Annotated in this window: 13 protein-coding genes and 1 pseudogene; 1 reads left to right on the forward strand and 13 read right to left on the reverse strand. The window is 65.0% G+C overall.

The window, feature by feature from the left end; translation table 11 throughout:
• Positions 1 to 7: 7 nt before the first annotated feature.
• The 7 genes from EHH60_RS09075 to EHH60_RS09105 all read right to left on the reverse strand — a co-directional run bounded on the left by EHH60_RS09075 (position 8) and on the right by EHH60_RS09105 (position 9935).
• Complete coding sequence (locus tag EHH60_RS09075; protein WP_124159132.1) at positions 8 to 1009, reverse strand: TRAP transporter substrate-binding protein; 1002 nt, start codon at positions 1007 to 1009, stop codon at positions 8 to 10.
• Positions 1010 to 1048: 39 nt separating this feature from the next.
• Complete coding sequence (locus EHH60_RS09080) at positions 1049 to 2707, reverse strand: hydantoinase B/oxoprolinase family protein (RefSeq protein ID WP_124159133.1); 1659 nt, start codon at positions 2705 to 2707, stop codon at positions 1049 to 1051.
• 2 nt (positions 2708 to 2709) lie between these two features.
• On the reverse strand, positions 2710 to 4794 hold the full coding sequence (locus tag EHH60_RS09085) for a hydantoinase/oxoprolinase family protein (protein ID WP_124159134.1): 2085 nt from the start codon (positions 4792 to 4794) through the stop codon (positions 2710 to 2712).
• 140 nt (positions 4795 to 4934) lie between these two features.
• Positions 4935 to 5741, reverse strand: a complete 807-nt coding sequence (locus EHH60_RS09090; RefSeq protein WP_124159135.1) for an NAD-dependent protein deacetylase — start codon at positions 5739 to 5741, stop codon at positions 4935 to 4937.
• 37 nt (positions 5742 to 5778) lie between these two features.
• Positions 5779 to 7581 carry a cation:proton antiporter domain-containing protein gene (locus tag EHH60_RS09095; RefSeq protein WP_124159136.1) on the reverse strand — a complete coding sequence of 601 codons (1803 nt, stop codon included), beginning with the start codon at positions 7579 to 7581 and terminating at the stop codon, positions 5779 to 5781.
• 132 nt (positions 7582 to 7713) lie between these two features.
• Complete coding sequence (locus EHH60_RS09100; protein ID WP_124159137.1) at positions 7714 to 8550, reverse strand: SDR family oxidoreductase; 837 nt, start codon at positions 8548 to 8550, stop codon at positions 7714 to 7716.
• Positions 8551 to 8621: 71 nt separating this feature from the next.
• Positions 8622 to 9935 carry a solute carrier family 23 protein gene (locus tag EHH60_RS09105; RefSeq protein ID WP_124159138.1) on the reverse strand — a complete coding sequence of 438 codons (1314 nt, stop codon included), beginning with the start codon at positions 9933 to 9935 and terminating at the stop codon, positions 8622 to 8624.
• A gap of 143 nt (positions 9936 to 10078) precedes the next feature.
• Here EHH60_RS09105 and EHH60_RS09110 point away from each other — a divergent pair, with 143 nt between their 5' ends.
• On the forward strand, positions 10079 to 11407 hold the full coding sequence (locus EHH60_RS09110) for a dicarboxylate/amino acid:cation symporter (RefSeq protein ID WP_124159139.1): 1329 nt from the start codon (positions 10079 to 10081) through the stop codon (positions 11405 to 11407).
• Between the two features lie 147 nt (positions 11408 to 11554).
• Here the strand turns inward: EHH60_RS09110 and EHH60_RS09115 are convergent.
• From EHH60_RS09115 to EHH60_RS09140, 6 genes and pseudogenes are all read right to left on the reverse strand, one after another.
• A pseudogene (locus tag EHH60_RS09115) lies at positions 11555 to 13167 on the reverse strand (ABC-F family ATP-binding cassette domain-containing protein).
• Between the two features lie 171 nt (positions 13168 to 13338).
• Positions 13339 to 13686: a RidA family protein gene (locus EHH60_RS09120; protein WP_124159140.1), complete on the reverse strand. Its 348-nt coding sequence runs from the start codon at positions 13684 to 13686 to the stop codon at positions 13339 to 13341.
• Between the two features lie 12 nt (positions 13687 to 13698).
• A complete protein-coding gene (locus EHH60_RS09125; RefSeq protein WP_124159141.1) occupies positions 13699 to 14820 on the reverse strand; it encodes an NAD(P)/FAD-dependent oxidoreductase in 1122 nt (373 codons plus the stop codon).
• Positions 14817 to 16235 (reverse strand): FAD/NAD(P)-dependent oxidoreductase, encoded by a 1419-nt coding sequence (locus EHH60_RS09130; RefSeq protein ID WP_124159142.1) that lies wholly within the window; start codon positions 16233 to 16235, stop codon positions 14817 to 14819. The genes EHH60_RS09125 and EHH60_RS09130 overlap by 4 nt, the downstream gene beginning before the upstream one ends.
• The gene (locus EHH60_RS09135) at positions 16232 to 16528 is read right to left on the reverse strand and encodes a (2Fe-2S)-binding protein (protein WP_124159143.1); all 297 of its coding nucleotides are present in this window, start codon (positions 16526 to 16528) and stop codon (positions 16232 to 16234) included. The genes EHH60_RS09130 and EHH60_RS09135 overlap by 4 nt, the downstream gene beginning before the upstream one ends.
• 33 nt (positions 16529 to 16561) lie before the next feature.
• Positions 16562 to 17698, reverse strand: coding sequence for an NAD(P)/FAD-dependent oxidoreductase (locus EHH60_RS09140; protein WP_124159144.1), 1137 nt, complete (start codon positions 17696 to 17698; stop codon positions 16562 to 16564).
• Position 17699 lies beyond the last annotated feature (1 nt).

A 17699-nucleotide genomic window follows, 5' to 3' on the forward strand; every position in this document is an offset into this window, starting at 1 on the left:
CCCGCCCTCAGCCACGCTTCATTTCGGCGAGATAGGCCCGCACCGGCTTGTCGGCGGCCGGCACGCGCTTGAGGAAGGCATCGAGCTGCGGCGCTGTCTTGGCCCGGATATCCGTCATCATCGCGTCCGACACGGGCACCACCTCCATGCCGCCTTCCTTCAGGCGGTTGAGGCTGTCGACGTCGGCCTTGAGCGAATTGGCCCAGAAGCCCGGCTCCATCTTTGCGGCGATATCAGCGACGAGCTTCTGCTGGTCGGCGCTGAGCGCCTTCCACGAATCGAGATTGACGGTGAGCATCTGCGACGACCAGACGTGGTTCGTCGGGTAGACATATTTCAGGAATTCCCAGAACTTGCCGTCGACGCCCGACACCGACGAGGTGGAGACGCCGGCCACGGCGCCGGAAGCGAGCGCGGGAATCGTCTCGCCCCAGGGGATCATCACGGCCGCCATGCCGATCGCGTTCAGCATGTCGACCGCGTTCTTGTCGGGCACGCGGATCTTGATGTTTTTCAGGCCCTCGACATCCGCCACTTTGGCCTTCAGATGCAGATACTGCGTCGGCCACGGCACGATGTAGAGGATCTTCTGGTTGTTTCGCGCGGCGATCTTCTCGTATTCGGGCCGCACATATTTGTGCAGCACCTTGAGCTCGTCCACCGAGCCGCAGAGGAAGGGAATGCTCTCGACGCCCATGAACGGTTCGTCGCCGACCTGCTGGATGTTGAGGACGTCGGCGAGCGGAACCAAGCCGTCGCGCACGGCGCGCAAGTGCTCGGGGCCCTTGAAGCCGAGCTGACCACCCGCCTTCACGGTGATGTTGACCGTGCCGCCGCTCTGCTTCTTCACCTCCTCGGCGAAGGCAAAGGCGTTCTGGGTGTGGAAATTGCCGTCAGGCCACACCGTCGACATGTCCCAGCTTACCGTCGCCGCCCGCGCGCGGGTGGAGGCATGGCCGGCGGCGAGCAGCGTCGCTGCGCCCGCGGTGAAGTTCCGCCGTGTGATCATTGCACCCCTCCGTTTGCTACGCGTATGACGCCTGAGGCGTCACCGCGAGTACCCATAAACTGCGACCGCCTTCTCGACGGACACGAGGCCGCTTTCGACGTCGTCATTGACTGCCGCGCGCCCGCGCTGGGCGGGATCGCCGATGCCGGCGCCGCCCGGTGTCAGCACCACCAACCGGTCGTCCGGCGGCACCTGCTGAAAGCCTTTCCCTCGCAGCTTCTTTCCGGACTTGAGGCCGACATAGCCGGCCTCGCCGTCCCGGCCGCCGTCGCGTCCACGCGGCGGATGATCGATGCGGTCGAACGCCGCGAGAATGTCGAACGGCGCATCGACGCCGCTGCCGACCTCGATGATCTGGCCGAGACCGCCGCGGGTGCGCCCTGCCCCGCCCGAATCCGGACGCAGCTCCTTGCGCCAGAAGATCAAAGGCGTCTGCGTCTCCGCGATCTCGACCGGCGTGCCGCGCACACCGCTTGGGTAAGCGGTCGCCGACAGCCCGTCCTTGCCGAAGCGCGCGCCGGTGCCGCCATTGGAGGTCACCGCCATGGAGAACCCGTAATTGCCGCCGACGCCGCTTCGCGTCTGGCCGCGCACGTTGAGATTCCACAGGCAGGAGGTGCCTTCCGCAGGCACGCGCTCGGGAATGATCTGGCGCAGGCAGCCGAACACGACGTCGGGCAGCATCTGGCCGATGATGTGGCGCGAGGCGACCGGCGCCGGCTTCGGCGCATTGAGGATCGCGCCAGGGGGAGCCGACACCGTCAGCGGCGACAGCGAGCCGGCGTTGTTCGGGATCTGCGAGGCGACGACGCAGCCGAGGCCGAACACGGTATAGGCGGTGGTGTAGGACAAAGGCACGTTGATGCCGAACTTCGAGGCGGCGGAGGTGCCGTCGAAATCCACGTGGATGCCTTCGTCCGAGATCGTCAGGGTCGCAGCCAGCGTCACCGGCGCGTCATAGCCGTCGACCACCATGGTATTGCGCCAACTGCCCTTCGGCAGCTTGGCGATCTCGGCGAGCACGGCATCGCGCGAACGGTCGCAGATGTAGTCGCCGAGCTCGTCGAGCGAATCGATGCCGAACTCCGTCATCATCTCGATCAGGCGCTCGCAACCGACGTCGTTGCAGCCGGCGAGTGAATAGGTGTCACCTTCGGTGTCGATCGGCAGCCGCGTGTTGGTCCGGATCATCGCCATCAGCGTCTCGTTGACGACGCCCTGGTCGATCAGCTTCAGCATGGGGATGTAGAGCCCCTCCATGAATACGTCGGTGGCATCGGGCCCGAAGCCGATGCCGCCGATGTCCATGAGATGGCTGGTGCAGGAGAACAGCGCCACCGGCTTGCCGTCCTTGAAGCAGGGCGTGGTGACGACGAAGTCGTTGAGATGGCCCGTGCCCATCCAGGGGTCGTTGGTGATGTAGGCGTCGCCTTCCTTCATCGTCTCGATCGGGAAGTGGTCAATGAAATGCTTGACCGATTCCGCCATCGAGTTGACGTGGCCAGGCGTGCCGGTCACTGCCTGCGCCAGCATGCGTCCCTTGAGGTCGAACACGCCGGCAGAGAGGTCGCCGCATTCGCGCACGATCGGGCTGAACGCGGTGCGCAGCAGCACCTGCGCCTGCTCCTCGACCACGGCGATCAGCCGGTGCCACATGATCTGGAGGTCGATCAGGCTCGCGCCATTTGCCTTGCTCATGATCAGGCCGCCTTCCGTTCCATGACGATGCTGCCGGCACCGTCGATGTGGGCATCAAAATTGTTGGAGACGAAGGTCGAGGTCTCGTCCTCCGCGATTACGGCAGGGCCGGCAATGGTGGCCCCCGGCGCCATGTCCTCGCGGCGATAGAGCGGGATTTCGATCACCTCGCCGGCGCGGCCGTCGAAGAATTTGCGGCTGCCGACGGCCTTTCCGGCCGGCTTGCGCGCAACAGAAGCGACGGCGGGCGGATTTCGCGCCTCGGTGGTGGCGAGCACCGACCAGCTCAGCACCTCGATCGCAGCGCCGGGAATCGGACGCTCGAACATGGCTGAATAGTCCGCCTCGAACTTCTGGCGCAGCGAGGCGAGATCGGCCGTCGTCAGCTGACGGTTCGGCAGTTCGACCGAGATCTCATGGCCCTGCCCGACATAGCGCATGAAGGCGGCACGGCGCTCCCGCACCGGCGCACCGGCTGCACCCGGCTCCACCAATGCGCGCGCTTCGGTCACCATCTCCTGCAAGAGACCGGAGACGGCCTCGGTGTCAAAATCATCGAGCCGGACATGACGGCTGCGCACCAGCTCATAGGCGATGGGCGCCGCCAGGAAGCCCACGGCCGAGCCGACACCGGCATTCGATGGTACGATCACGCGGGAGACGCCGATCTTCTCGGCGACGCGGGCCGCATGCAGCGGCGCGGCGCCGCCGAAGGCGATCAGCGTGTGCTGGCCGATAATCTCCCCGCGCTCGACCGCATGCACGCGCGCCGCGCTCGCCATGTTCTCGCAGACGACTTCGTGGACAGCATAGGCCGCGGTTTCCGCGGACAGGCCAAGCGGCTCGCCGACGTCCCGAAGCAGCGCCTGCTTCGAAAGCTCCGGATCGAGCTTGATCGTGCCGGCCGCAAACGCATCGGGATCAATCACGCCAAGCGCGACGTCCGCATCCGTCACCGCCGGGCGCTGACCGCCGCGGCCGTAGCAGGCGGGTCCCGGCTCCGAGGAGGCGCTCTCGGGACCGACGGTGACGCGCTTCATCGCGTCGACATGCGCGATCGAGCCGCCACCGGCGCCGATCTCGACCATCTCGATGACGGGAATGCGCACCGGGAGGCCGGAACCCTTGAGGAAGCGCGCCGCGCGATCGACCTCGAACACGCGCGAGGTCTCGGGCTGGTACTTTTCGATCAGGCAGATCTTTGCGGTGGTGCCGCCCATGTCGAAGGAGAGCACCTTGCTCTCACCAAGACGAGCCGCGATCTGGGCCGCGAAGATGGCGCCGCCGGCAGGACCGGATTCGACGAGACGCACCGGAAAGCGTCGGGCAGTCTCGATCGAGGTCACGCCGCCGCCGGAGGTCACGAGATAAATGGCGCCGCGAAACTGCTCGACCTGCAGGGCATCGGCCATGCGGGCGAGATAGCCATCGATCAGCGGCTGCACATAGGCGTTGGCGACCGCTGTGGATGTGCGCTCATATTCCCGGATCTCGGGACACACTGCCGACGATACAGTCACGGAGATGCCGTGCATTTCATCACTGATGATCGCGGCCGCGCGGCGCTCATGCTCGGGATTGGCATAAGAGTGCAAAAACGCGATCGCGACGCTCTCGACCTTCAGCTCACGCAATCTCGGCGCGAGTGCGCGCACCGCCGCTTCGTCGAGCGGGAGACGAACGGCGCCATGCGCGTCAATGCGCTCGGGCACGGTGAAGCGCAGGCTGCGCGGCGCCAGCGGCTTCGGCTTGTCGATGCTGAGATCATATTGGTCGTAGCGGCTTTCGGTGCCGATATCGAGCACGTCGCGGAAGCCCTCGGTCGCGATCAGCGCGGTCTTGGCCCCGCGACGCTCGATGATGGCATTGGTCGCGAGCGTCGTGCCGTGAATGAAGACGTCGATGTCGCTGATATGCGCACGTGCATCGGCCAGAATGAGGCGCATGCCGTCCAGCACGGCCTGCTCGGGGCGCTGCGGCGTAGTCAGCACCTTGCGGGTTTTGCGATCTTGCCCCACGTCCAGCACGATGTCGGTGAACGTGCCACCGATATCAACGGCAAGCCGCACCTCGGCTCCCTCAAGCATTCCAAATTCTCCGTGCTGATCGTCAAGATTGGGGTCAAAAGCGCAGCAATTTCCATGCCATGGCGACCAGGAGAATGCCGCTCCCGGCTATTCTGCTTGGCACCTATGCAATAGGCAAGGCGCGTTCGCCGCCTGTACGATCAGAGCAGGAATGCAAGCGCTGTCTCGCAGCGCTCCTCGATCTTGAGCGTCAGAAGATCGTCGGCACGGGTACGGCCAAAGTTGACCGCCGCAATCGGAATATTGCGGCGCGCGGCGGCCTGGACGAAGCGGAAGCCGGAATAGACCATCAGCGAGGAGCCCACGATCAGCATGGCGTCGGCTTGCGTCAGATGATCCTGCGCGGTGGCGACGATGTCGCGGGGGACGTTCTCGCCGAAGAACACGACGTCAGGCTTGAGGACGCCGCCGCAGGCTTCGCATGGCGGCACTTCGAAGGAGGAAAAATCCTCGTGCTCCAGATCGGCGTCGCCATCAGGTGCATCCGCGGCATCGAGCGTCAGCCATGCCGCATTCGCGCGGCCAAGTTCGCGCTGAAACTCGTCGCGCGGTGTCTTGCGGTCGCAGCCCATGCAGCGGACAAGATCGAGCCGGCCGTGCAGGTCGATGACCTGCCGGTGGCCGGCCGACTGATGCAGCCGATCGACGTTCTGGGTCAGCAGCATCCCGCACCGGCCGTTCGCCTCGAGCCGGGCCAGCGCATGATGCGCATCGTTCGGCTTCGCCTGGCCGAACCGCCGCCAGCCGATCAGGCTGCGCGCCCAATAGCGCCGGCGCGTCTGCTCGTCCGATATGAAGGCCTGGAAATTGACCGGCTGGGTCCGCTTCCAGTTGCCTTGGCTGTCGCGGTAGTCGGGAATGCCTGAATTGGTGCTGCAGCCGGCGCCGGTCAGCACGAACAGACGTTCGTGCCGGCCGACGAAATCCTGGAGCGGAGCGTTTGACATAGTACCAGATGTAGGTCGCGAGGGCGGTTTTTCCAGACTACCGTCGGCGGGACGGGCCTCCTGCGATAGCTGACGGGTGAGATTTCTCCTGGTTTGCCGTGTGGGCGGCTTGCTGCAGCATCCGCCGAAACTCGTCACGCTTTTCGTGCACCGAGGCTATCGCATGCCCGACCTCGACTCCGAGGCCGACCAGCGCGGCTTCTGAAAGCTGCAGGCTCGCCTCGATGGTTTCCGGCACCGCGTCGGTGGCGCCGATTGCATAGAGGTGACGGGCATGATCAGCGTCGCGCGCACGTGAGACGATCAACACATCCGGCCGCACCGAACGGATCCGCTCGACGACGGCATCGATCGCCGTTCGCGACTGAATCGTAATGATCACGCCGGTCGTCTGCATCAGGCCGCAAGCTTCGAGAAAGCCCGGTTCTGTCACGTCGCCAAAGAAGACCTTATGGCCGCCGCGGCGGTCGCGCGCCACGGCGATCGGATCGTGATCGACCGCGATGTAGTCCACGCCATGTGTGGTAAGCAGCGAGCAGACCACTTTTCCAACGCGGCCATAGCCGACCACGATGGCCTGCGTTCGGCCACTGGGCGGCCGAACCGCGAGTTCCGGATCTGGCGGGCGCTCGCTATCCAGCTCCGCGGCCAATCGTCGTCCGACCATGCCAAGAAGCGGCGTCAATGCCATCGTCACGGCGGTGATGGCGACGACAAAGCTCGACACGCGAGGCTCGATCAGGCCGCCGGCCGACGCCATTCCGATGCTGACGAAGGCAAATTCCCCGACGGGACCCAGCAGGAAGCCGATCTCGATCGCCGCCGGCCATGAGAGCCTGAAGAGGCGCCCCAGAATGATGAGCACGATCGCCTTGCCGACGAGAATGCCGACAACGGCAGCCAGCAGCCAACCGGGCTCGCGCATGAACACGCGGAAGTCGATGGCCATGCCGACGGTGAAAAAGAAGATGCCGAGCAGCAGGCCCTTGAACGGCTCGACGGTGGCCTCGATGGCTTTGCCATACTCCGTTTCCGCCAGCATCAGCCCTGCAACGAACGCCCCGAGCGCCATCGACAGGCCGGCCTGGTGTGCGGCAAGCCCTGCGCCGACGATGACGAACAGGGTCGCCGCGACAAACAACTCCGTCGAATGGGTGCCCGCAACCATCTGGAAGAGCGGACGCATCAGCAGCCGTCCGATCAGAATGAGAAAAACGACCGCCACGACCGCCTTCAGGATCGCACTGGAGATGTGCGTCACGACCGAACCAGCGCTACCTGCACCGAGGACCGAAACGAAGACGAGAATGGGGACCACGGCGAGGTCCTGGGCCAGCAGCACCGAGAAGCTGGCGCGCCCGGCTGTGGTCGCAAGCCGTCTCTCGGCGGAGAGAATCTCGAGCACGATGGCCGTCGAGGACAGCGCAAGGCTCGCGCCAATGATAACGGCGGTATCGGAGTCTTGCCCGAATAGAAGCGCCACGCCGAATATCAAGGCGGACGTTGCCACCACCTGCAGGCCGCCAAGCCCGAACACCAGCCGTCGCATCGTGACGAGCCGCCTGAAAGACAGCTCGAGCCCGATCAGAAATAGCAGAAAGACGATGCCAAGATTGGCGATACCCTCGACGTTCTGCGCATCCGTCACCGTAAACCAGTACAGGAACGGGATTTCTCGAACCACCGAGCCGAGCCCGAGCGGACCGAGAATGGCGCCGGCACCGAGATAGCCCAGCACCGGATTGATACCCCAGTGGCGGACGATCGGCACCACGACGCCGGCAGTGCCGAGGACCACCAGCGCGTCACTGTAGGCATTGATGTTGATGGTTGTGGTCACGAGCCCGTCACGTGTCGGCGCTTGCCAATAGCGGCCGCGGCGCCCGTGGTCGATAGCACACGGCGCCGCAGCCCCCAACCCGCCTTGGTTTCTCCGTGCGGGCAGTGGCGGCCGCCGATGCGGATGGGACGTTCAGCTGGCCCAATTCTCCCGGAATTCAGGGAACAGCGTCAGGCCTCCGCAGGCATAGAGCGTCTGTCCAGTGATGTAGCTCGCGTCCTCCGAGGCAAGGAAGGCGAACACGGCGGCGATCTCTTCCGGCGTGCCGACGCGGCCCAGCGGAATGTGGCTGGTAACGACGCCGCGCTTTTCGGGGTCACCGGTCCAGGCCACGTTGATCGGCGTGTCGATAGCGCCTGGTCCCACCGCGTTGACGCGGATGCCCCGGCTGGCAAATTCGAGCGCCAGCGTCCGCGTCAGATTGGCCATGCCTCCCTTGCTGATCGAATAAGCGAGATAGCCGGGTTTTGGAATGATCTGGTGGACGCTCGAGCAGTTGATGATGCTGCCGCCTCCGCCGCGTGCGACGAAGTGAGCGAGCGCCTTCTGCGCGCAGAGCACGGCACCGTTGAGATTGACGTCGATGATCCGGCGATAGGTTTCGACGTCGAGGGCCTCGCTCGGCGATTCCTTTTGGAAGCCGGCATTGTTGACAAGGCAATCGAGACGTTTCCAGCGGGAAAAGATCGCCTCGAACATCGCAGCAATGTCCTGCTCATCGCCGACATTGGCCTTGACGATGCAATGATCGGGCTCGCCGTGGCCGCGCGAGCGCGAAGCTGCCCGAGCGAGCGCGAGCGTCTCCTCGGCCCGCTCCACGTTCTCGAAATAGTTGATGGCGACGGTTGCGCCTTCCTGCGCGAGCCGGACGGCGACGGCGCGGCCGATGCCTTGCGAGGCACCGGTCACCAGCGCGTATTGGCCGACAAGGCGCGAGGGAAACGAGGTTGAACGTTCGGTTTGCGGCATGGGTTCTCTCCGGAATGCTCATCATCGGCAGAAGCGCATTTTTGTTCCATCCATCAGCGCATCGCAGGGCTTCATTCGGCGCGCCGCACCGCTGACGAGGTCAGGATCTGGTAAAGGATGATGGCCCCGAAGGTCGCGGTGCCGATCCCGCCGATCGTGAACCCGCCGAACCTGAGCGTGAGGTCACCAGCGCCCGCGGTCAGCGCCACGGCGACGGTGATCAGGTTTGCAGGATTGGCAAAGTCGACCCTGTTCTCGACCCAGATTCGTCCCGCCATTGCAGCGATCAACCCGAACAGCACGATCGAGAGGCCTCCGATGACTGCCCCGGGGATCGACAGAATCAGCGCGCCGAATTTCGGCGAGAAGCCGAGCATGATCGACACCGCCGCGGCGAAGGCAAACAGCAAGGTCGAATAGACCTTCGTCGCCGCCATGACCCCGATGTTCTCGGCATAGGTGGTGACGCCGGTGCCGCCGCCGCAGGCCGCGACGATGGTCGCAAGACTGTCGGCGAACAGGGCACGGCCGAGATAGGCATCGAGACTGCGGCCCGTCATGGCGCCGACGGCCTTGATGTGACCGAGATTCTCGGCGACGAGAATGACCGCAACCGGCGCGATCAAGACAATCGCATCGGCATGGAAGCTCGGCGCGGTGAAGCTCGGCAGGCCGAGCCACGGCGCGGCCGAGAGTTGCGCAAAGTCGATCGGCTTGCCGAAGCCGAGGCCGTTCGCGAACAGCAAGTACAAGAGATATCCGCCGATCGCGCCGAGAATGATCGGCAGGCGGCGCCACAGGCCTGGAGCGGCAACGGCCACGACGCCGATGATCAGAACGGTCGCGAGCCCGATTCCCGTGTCGAACGCATTGGCGCTCACCGCCTTGACCGCCACGGGCGCGAGGTTGAGGCCGATCGCGGCGACCACAGCGCCGGTGACGGCCGGCGGCATCAGGCGCTCGACCCAGCCGACGCCCGACCACATCACGATCAGGGCAATCACGCCGTACAGCACCCCGGCTCCGACGATGCCGCCGAGCGCCACCGACAGATTCGGGTTCGGCCCCTGCCCGGCATAGCCGGTGGCCGCGATGACGACGGCGATGAACGCGAAGCTCGAGCCAAGATAGCTCGGCACGCGCCCGGCGACGATGACGAAGAAGATCAGCGTGCCGATGCCGGAGAACAAGACCGCAACATTCGGATCGAACCCCATCAGCAGCGGCGCGATGATCGTCGAGCCCGACATTGCGACGCAATGCTGGAGGCCGGACACAGCAGTCTGGCCCCAGGACAGCCGCTCCTCGGGCATGATCACGCCAGAGGTCTTCAACGTCCAGCGCGGAAAATAGCCTTGCTGGTCCGAGCCCGTTGCAGTCGACATGTTTCCCCCAATTGCGGGCGCAACGACCCGATCTTCGTGCGAACAGACAAAAATGTGATTGTCGCTTCTGCTGCGGCCATCACATGATGCAGCTCATGCAAGATTCAAATCCTGCAAGATCAATGCGTTCCGGGGCTCACTCTATGACACAAGTCGCGATCCAGCCAGCCATCCATCGCCGGCACCAGCCCTGGTACAAGATCCTCTACGTGCAGGTCTTGATCGCGATCGTACTCGGCGTGCTCATCGGCTATTTCTATCCTGATCTCGGCAAGGCCTTGAAGCCGCTCGGCGACGGCTTCATCGCGTTGATCAAGATGATGATCGCGCCGGTGATCTTCTGCACCGTGGTGCACGGCATCTCCTCGATGGGCGACCTCAAGCGCGTCGGCCGGGTCGGGCTGAAGTCGCTGATCTATTTCGAGACGGTCTCGACCGTCGCGCTCGCGGTCGGCCTGCTGGTCGGTGAGATTCTCCAGCCCGGGCGCGGCTTCAACATCGATCCCGCCACCATCGATCCAAAATCGGTCGCGACCTACGTCACCAAGGCCAAGGAAGAGGGCATCGTCGCCCATCTGATGGCGATCATCCCCGACAGCTATCTGGGCGCAATCGCGCGCGGCGACCTCCTGCAGGTGCTGCTGATCTCGATTCTCTCCGGCTTCGCCATCGCCTTCCTCGGCAAGGCCGGCGAGCCCATTGCGGACGCGATCGACAAGGCCGCGAAGATGTTCTTCGGCATCATCCGCATCATCGTCCGCGTCGCGCCGATCGGCGCCTTCGGGGCGATGGCGTTCACCGTCGGCGCCTACGGCCTCGGCTCGCTGCTCAACCTCGCGGCGCTGATCGGCACGTTCTATCTCACCAGCATTCTGTTCGTACTGATCGTGCTAGGTGCGATCGCGCGGCTGGCGGGCTTCTCGATCCTGCGCTTCATCGCCTACATCAAGGACGAGCTCCTGATCGTGCTCGGCACGTCTTCCTCCGAGACGGTGCTGCCGCAGATGATCCAGAAGATGGAGCATCTCGGCGCCTCGCGCTCGGTGGTCGGCCTCGTGATCCCGACGGGATACAGCTTCAATCTCGACGGCACCAACATCTACATGACGCTGGCGACGCTGTTCCTGGCGCAGGCGACCAACACGCATCTGACCATCTGGCAGGAGCTCGGCATCCTCGGCATCGCCATGATCACCTCGAAGGGGGCCTCGGGCGTGACCGGAGCCGGCTTCATCACGCTCGCGGCGACGCTCTCGATCGTGCCTGATATTCCGATCCAGTCGATCGCGATCCTGGTCGGCATCGACAAGTTCATGAGCGAATGCCGCGCGCTGACCAATCTGATCGGCAATGGCGTCGCCTGCGTCATCATCAGCATCTCCGAAGGCGAACTCGACCGCGACGCGCTGCACGAGACCATGGCCCACCCGCTGGAGATCGGCGAAGCGCTGGAACCGGGCGGAGGTGCGTAGATCGAAGACAGGCGCAGCCCAATTCCGATGCGGTAGTTTCCCGGAGTGGAAAATCGGCAGGATAAGCGTCACAAGAAAGCATTGGAATCACGGACTGATACTCATCTTTTTCACCCGACGCGCTGGGGGCAGGGCGTCGGGTTTTTATTATTCGAATGATGAGCCTTTGGAATCACGTCCGCCGGCAAGATCGAGCCGCCGCGTGACCCCGATTGCCCGCAGGAATGTCTCGTCATGACTGACGACGAGCAGAGCGCCGTCATAGGCTCTCAAGCCTGCCTCGACGGTTTCGATGGACTCGACATCCAGATGGTTGGTCGGCTCATCGAGAATCAGCAGGGACGGCGGAGTCAGCCCGCCAAGCACACAGGCAAGGCCTGCACGAAACAGCTGCCCGCCGCTCAGGCTTCCGACGATCTGCAAGGCAGCATCGGCGCGAAACATGAACCGCGCCAGTGCGGCGTGGCATTCATTCGCACCCGCCTTCGGATTGAGACGCCCGAAATTGTGCAGGATGGAGATCGCGGGATCGAGTAGCCTGACCTTCTGGTCGAACAACGCGAAGTCCGGCCTGACCCGCACGGTGCCGGAGAGCGGGCGCAGCTCGCCCGCGATCAGTTTCAGCAGCGTCGTCTTGCCGGAGCCGTTGGGACCAACTAGCGCGACGCGCTCCGGACCGACGATCGTGAGCGATAGATCGCGGAAGACCGGCCGCTCAGGCCGATAGCCTACACTGACGCCGTCGAGCCAAAGCACCTCCCTGCCCTCCGGCAGGCCGGTCGCGGGCAACTTGACCGACAACGGCTGAAGAATCTCGATGCGCCGGCGCGCCCCATCCACAGCATCGATCGCGTCTGCGCGCCGCCGCTCGGCGATTTGTGCGTTCTTGCCGCCGCTGTCCTCGCTACGGTCCTTGCGTGCACCGGCCAGGATCCGCGGCATGTCGCCCTTGGCGCGTTTCTTCCTTCCGCTGCCGTCCTTGCGCGCTTTCCTTTCCGCAGCCTCTTGGGCCTTGCCGTCGATCTCGGAGAGACGCTTTTCGGCATGCGCGAGGTCGTGCCGGACGGCCGCAAGCTCGACGGCCTTCTGCTCGCGATACCGCCTCCAATTGCCGCCGTATCGCGTAGCTCCGAGCGAGGTCAGTTCGACGATCGCGTCCATGGTCTCCAGCAAGCTCCGGTCGTGGCTGACGACGATCGCGCCGCCGCGCCAGGCGGCGAGCAGATCGGTCACCGCTTTGCGTCCGTCCTTGTCGAGATTGTTGGTGGGCTCGTCCAGGAGCAGGAAGTCGGGCTCGGCGAAAATCAGTGCGGCGAGTCGAACCCGGGTGATCTGGCCGCCGGACAGGCAAGATAGCTCCGTGTCGGGAGACGAATCGAACCCGAGGCGCGCCAGCGCGGCTTCGAGCCGCGTCTCGAGCGTCCAGTCGATCGCAGCGATCTCATCGGCCGAGGCATCGCCTCGCTCCGCACGGCGAAGCAGGTCCAGTGCCAGCCGCGCGCCGAACAGGTCGGCCACGGTCGCGCCGGCAAGGACCTGCACATCCTGACGCAACAGGCCGATGGTCCCGTTGATCAGAACGCGCCCTGACTGGGGCGCGGATTCCCCGGAGATCGACGCAAGCAGCGTCGTCTTCCCGACTCCGTGCGGCCGACGAGACCGGTCCGCTCGGCTGCGAATGTCAGATCGATGTTGGAGAGAAGAGAACGGCCGTCAGGCGTGGACAGCGACAGGTTCGAGAGAACGATTGAGGCAGACATGGAATTCCCCGTGAGCAAGGCAGGTGGGCTTTGCGGTCGGGCTCATATCCATGGCTGCAAGTATCCTGATTGAGGAACTCTCCAAATAGTCCCATCGAACGGCGAGATCAAGGCACGCCGCGAGGAGACGACAGCGCGGGAGGCGCTGTCGTCCTTCGTCGCCGTGTGCGGTCAACCCTTCAGGGCGGTGACCACCACCTCGATCAGTGCGCCGCCGCCGAGATCGGCGACGCCGACGGTGGCGCGGGTGGGGAGATTGTCGCCGAAGAACTCGGTCCAGGCGGCATCCATCTCCTTCTTCTTGGAGAGATCGGTGACGAAGATCGAAGCGCTGACGACGCGAGACTTGTCGGTGCCGGCCTCCTTCAGATAGCCGGCGATCTTGCCGAGGATGTTGCGGGTCTGCTCGCCCATCGAGACTGAGGTGTCGTCGGCAATGGTGCCACCGAGGAAGACGAAGCCGTTGGCCTCGACGGCGCGGTGCATGATGGGCGTGCGAATGCTGCGGTTGATGCTCATGATGTCCTCTTCTTAGAGCGTGGAGGGATGGAAGCGGTCGATGCCGAGATCACTGACGCGGGTCTGGGTGCCCCCGTTGACGATCAGCTCCGCCATCACGGCGCCCGCGCCGGGGCCGAGCTGAAAACCGTGCAGCGAGAAGCCGAACTGGTGATAGAGGCCCTTGTGACGGCTGCTTGGCCCGAACACGGGCAGATCGTCCTTCATCCTCGCCTCGATGCCGGCCCATGCGCGAACGATGGTGGCGCTGCGCATCACCGGGAATAGCTCGAACACGGTCTGCGCGCTGGTCGCGAGGCTCTTCCAGTCCAGCACCGTCTCGTTGCGGTCCTGGTCGGGCGTCGCCAGATGGCCGCCGCCGATCAGCACGGTGCCGCTCTTGAATTGCTTGAAGGAGAGTTTGCGCCCGCGCAGAATCACGACGGGATCGATGAAGTGTGGCACGCGCGAGGTGATCATCAGCATCGGCGCAACGGTCTCGACTGGAACGGCTTCGCCGAGCGCGGCTGCGATCCTGCCGGCCCAGGCGCCCGCGGCGTTGACGAGCACCGGCGCAGCATAGCTGTCCGTGCCGACGTCGACGTGCCAGAGCCCATCGCTGTAGCGGATATTGCTGGCGGCCACGCCCTCGCGCACGGTCGCACCTAATTGCTCCGCCTTGCGACGGAATGCCGTCGTCGTCTGCGCCGGATTGGCGGCTCCGTCCCGGCGCGAGACCACGCCGCCGGGACAGGTCTCGGCGACGGCCGGCACGAGGCGCCGTAGTTCAGTCGCGTCGATCAGCTCTTCATGGGTAAAGCCGAGCGCGTTGAGCTCGGCGACACGCGCGCGACAGATCGCGAGCTCCTCCTCGTCTTCCGCGACCAATACCTGGCCGTGGCTCTCGAAGCTGCAATTGTCGTCGAGGAGATCTGATATCTTCTCCCAGATCCCCATTGAGCGGATCGAGAGCGGGATTTCGGGAACATGCCGTGCGAGCTGACGGACTCCGCCGGCATTGACACCCGAGGCATGGCGGCCGGCGTAGTCCTTCTCGATCAGCACCGGCTTCAGGCCGGCGAGGCACAGATGCAACGCGGTCGAACATCCGTGGATGCCGCCGCCGACGACGATCGCATCCACGTTCCTGGTCATCCGCGCACCACGGCCTTGACGTCGGCTTCGGTCTTCGGAACGGCGGCCAGCTCGGCGAGCGTGATCGGCTTCACCGGCGCGCGCAGACGGTAATAGCCGATCTCCTGCGGGGACTTGCCGCGCGCCTGCGCGATCAGCTCGGTGACGGTGAGGCCGCAGAGCCGGCCCTGGCACGGACCCATGCCGGTGCGGCGATAGGCCTTGAGCTGATTCGGCCCGGTTGCACCAATGGCGACGGAATCGAGAACATCCTTGGCGGTCACCTCTTCGCAGCGGCAGACGATGGTGTCGCCCGAGGGGATACGGAATTGCGGCGCTGGGCGGAAAAGGGTGTCGAGGAAGACGCGGCCGCGCTCGGCCTTCGCGAGATCGGCGCGGAGCGTTGCAATTGCAGGGAGCTTCGCCGCGGCTGCAGGTGCTAGTGCATCCACCGCCGCACGCGCCGCGATGCGGCCGCGGACTACGGCTGCATTTGCGCCGCCGATGCCTGCCCCGTCCCCTGCGATAGCAATGCCGGCGACCGGCGAATTGCCGCTCGCATCGAGCACCGGCGACCAACACAATTGCAGATCGTCCCAGTGATGCTCGACGCCAGCCGCCATCGCCAGATTGACGTTGGGCACGACGCCCTGATGCAACAGCAGCAGATCCGCAGGTATGGTCTCGCGCTTGCGGCCGGCGACATAGCTTACGCTGGCGAGCAGGCCGTCACCAGCCGCAGAGAGCTCGGTGACGCCCGAGACGACCTGCACCTTCGCCTTCACCTCGCGCATCATCGATAGGCCCTTGGCGAAATAGGGCGAGGTCAGGAACGCGAAGGCGTGCGGCAGCGCCGCGAGATAATTGCGGCGCTCGGTGGTGTCGAGAATGCGGTCGATGCGGCCGCCAAGTCGCAGGATCTGCGCGGCGAGCAGCCAGAGCAGCGGCCCCTGCCCTGCGATCACCGTGCGTCCATCGGGCACCAGTGCCGAGGACTTCAGCATGGTCTGCGCCGCGCCCGCGGTCATCACGCCCGGCAGCGTCCAGCCGGGAATCGGGAACGGCCGCTCCAGCGCGCCGGTCGCAAGAATCACACGCTTGGCCTTGACGAAGGCGGATGCGCCGCCGATGGACACGGCGATCTCGAGATTGCGGTCGAGGCTCCAGACCGTGGCACGATGGATGACCTCGGCGCCGCTCGCACGCAGCGCCTGCACAAGATCGGCACCGACCCAGTAATCGGCGCCGAGCTGGTTGCGGTCGGTCACCGGCGTCGAGGAGATCGCGCGAAACACCTGGCCGCCGGGGCCGATATTCTCGTCGAGCAGCAGCGTCGAGAGGCCGGCCTCGGCGGATGTCGCGGCAGCAGCAAGGCCCGCGGGCCCGGCGCCGATCACCACGACGTCGTAGTCTTCGGACTTGGGAGCCACAGTCATTTTCCGATCTCCCGCTTGCCCTTCTGGATTTCGACCTGCATGCCCTCGGCGACGGGCACGAGGCAGCCTTGCCGATTGCCGACGCCGTCAATCGTGACGAGGCAGTCGAAACACACGCCCATCATGCAATAGGGCAGACGCGGCGCGCCGCTCACTGCGGTAGAACGCCGTGCGTCAACGCCGGAGGCCAGCAGCGCGGCGGAGACGGTGTCACCTTGGCGCGCTGCGACGGCAACGCCGTCGACGAAGATCTGGACCGGTGGACGCTGGTCCTGTTCGGATCGCCTGAACATGGGGATGTCTCTTGGCTCCTTGCTGAATAATTTCTAGTAGCCGCTGTTGTTCGCCGCGCCCGCGCCGCCAAAACGGCTGGCCGAGAACGCGCCGACAAGCTCCGGCTCGAGCGCGCCCTGCGCCACCATGCGTGCGACCTCGAACGCGTGGTTGGATGCGAGCGTCACGCCGGAATGGCAGCAGGCCACGAACGCGCCGGGATGCGTCTCCGACTGGTCGTAGATCGGAAAGCCGTCCTGCGGCATCACGCGAATGCCGGCCCAGCTCCTGACTACGTTGAGGCGCGACAGATGCGGGAACATGCGCTGGGCGCGGTCGGTCATCACTGAGCTGATCGAGTGCTTCAGTGCGCGGTCATCGAGCTCGTCCTCCTTGCTGTCGCCGATCATCACCGTGCCCTCGTCGGTCTGGCGGATCGTCGTCAGCGGATGCGGCAAGAACGGCATGGTGCGCTCGGTCACGACGATCTGGCCGCGAGTCGGTCCCATCGGAGCAAGGAGGCCGACCATCGGCGCCAGCGTCTGATTGGCATTGCCCGCCGCTAGCACGATCTTGGCGGCGCGCAGCTCGCCCTTCGGCGTGGCCAAGCGGAATTCGCCGCCGCTCTTGCCGATCGCCGAGACCGGCCGCTCCGGAAAATAATCGATGCCGAACGCCCTGAAGCCAGTGTGGAAGGCCCGGAAAGTGCGCAGCGAGTTGACGTGACCGTCGAGCGGGCAATAGCTGCCGCCCGAGACTTCGGGGCCAATCAGCGGCAGCGATTTCTTGACTTCCGACGCCGACAACATCTCCATCTTGTAGTCGGCGGCGCCGATCTGGTTGTGCATGCGTTTGACGAGGTCGGCGCGCTGGCCGAATTCGTCCTCGCCAAGCGTGAGATGAAAGCCGCCGTTCTGCTGGAGGCAGACATCGAGGCCGGTCTGCTGCTTCAGTTCGGACGCGAGCCGGCCCCACGCCTCCGACGCGCGCACCGTCCAGACCGTATAGGCCGGCATGCCGAGCCCCTTGCTCTGGACCCAGACCAGCGCAAAGTTCGCGCGCGAGGCGCGCTTCGTGATATCGCCCTCGTCGAGCACGGCAACCTTCTTGCCGATGCGGCCGAGGCCCCAGGCAATGGCGGAGCCGAGCAGTCCGCCGCCGACGACGGCGACGTCGTATTCCCCTGACATG

Source organism: Bradyrhizobium sp. RP6 (genome assembly GCF_003837805.1).
Lineage (GTDB): Bacteria > Pseudomonadota > Alphaproteobacteria > Rhizobiales > Xanthobacteraceae > Bradyrhizobium.

What these genes read in the sequence shown, in the direction of transcription:
- EHH60_RS09075 (WP_124159132.1), bottom strand. Translation starts at nt 1,009, where the DNA reads ATGATCACACGGCGGAACTTCACCGCGGGCGCAGCGACGCTGCTCGCC.
- EHH60_RS09080 (WP_124159133.1), bottom strand. Translation starts at nt 2,707, where the DNA reads ATGAGCAAGGCAAATGGCGCGAGCCTGATCGACCTCCAGATCATGTGG.
- EHH60_RS09085 (WP_124159134.1), bottom strand. Translation starts at nt 4,794, where the DNA reads ATGCTTGAGGGAGCCGAGGTGCGGCTTGCCGTTGATATCGGTGGCACG.
- EHH60_RS09090 (WP_124159135.1), bottom strand. Translation starts at nt 5,741, where the DNA reads ATGTCAAACGCTCCGCTCCAGGATTTCGTCGGCCGGCACGAACGTCTG.
- EHH60_RS09100 (WP_124159137.1), bottom strand. Translation starts at nt 8,550, where the DNA reads ATGCCGCAAACCGAACGTTCAACCTCGTTTCCCTCGCGCCTTGTCGGC.
- EHH60_RS09105 (WP_124159138.1), bottom strand. Translation starts at nt 9,935, where the DNA reads ATGTCGACTGCAACGGGCTCGGACCAGCAAGGCTATTTTCCGCGCTGG.
- EHH60_RS09110 (WP_124159139.1), top strand. Translation starts at nt 10,079, where the DNA reads ATGACACAAGTCGCGATCCAGCCAGCCATCCATCGCCGGCACCAGCCC.
- EHH60_RS09120 (WP_124159140.1), bottom strand. Translation starts at nt 13,686, where the DNA reads ATGAGCATCAACCGCAGCATTCGCACGCCCATCATGCACCGCGCCGTC.
- EHH60_RS09125 (WP_124159141.1), bottom strand. Translation starts at nt 14,820, where the DNA reads ATGACCAGGAACGTGGATGCGATCGTCGTCGGCGGCGGCATCCACGGA.
- EHH60_RS09130 (WP_124159142.1), bottom strand. Translation starts at nt 16,235, where the DNA reads ATGACTGTGGCTCCCAAGTCCGAAGACTACGACGTCGTGGTGATCGGC.
- EHH60_RS09135 (WP_124159143.1), bottom strand. Translation starts at nt 16,528, where the DNA reads ATGTTCAGGCGATCCGAACAGGACCAGCGTCCACCGGTCCAGATCTTC.
- EHH60_RS09140 (WP_124159144.1), bottom strand. Translation starts at nt 17,698, where the DNA reads ATGTCAGGGGAATACGACGTCGCCGTCGTCGGCGGCGGACTGCTCGGC.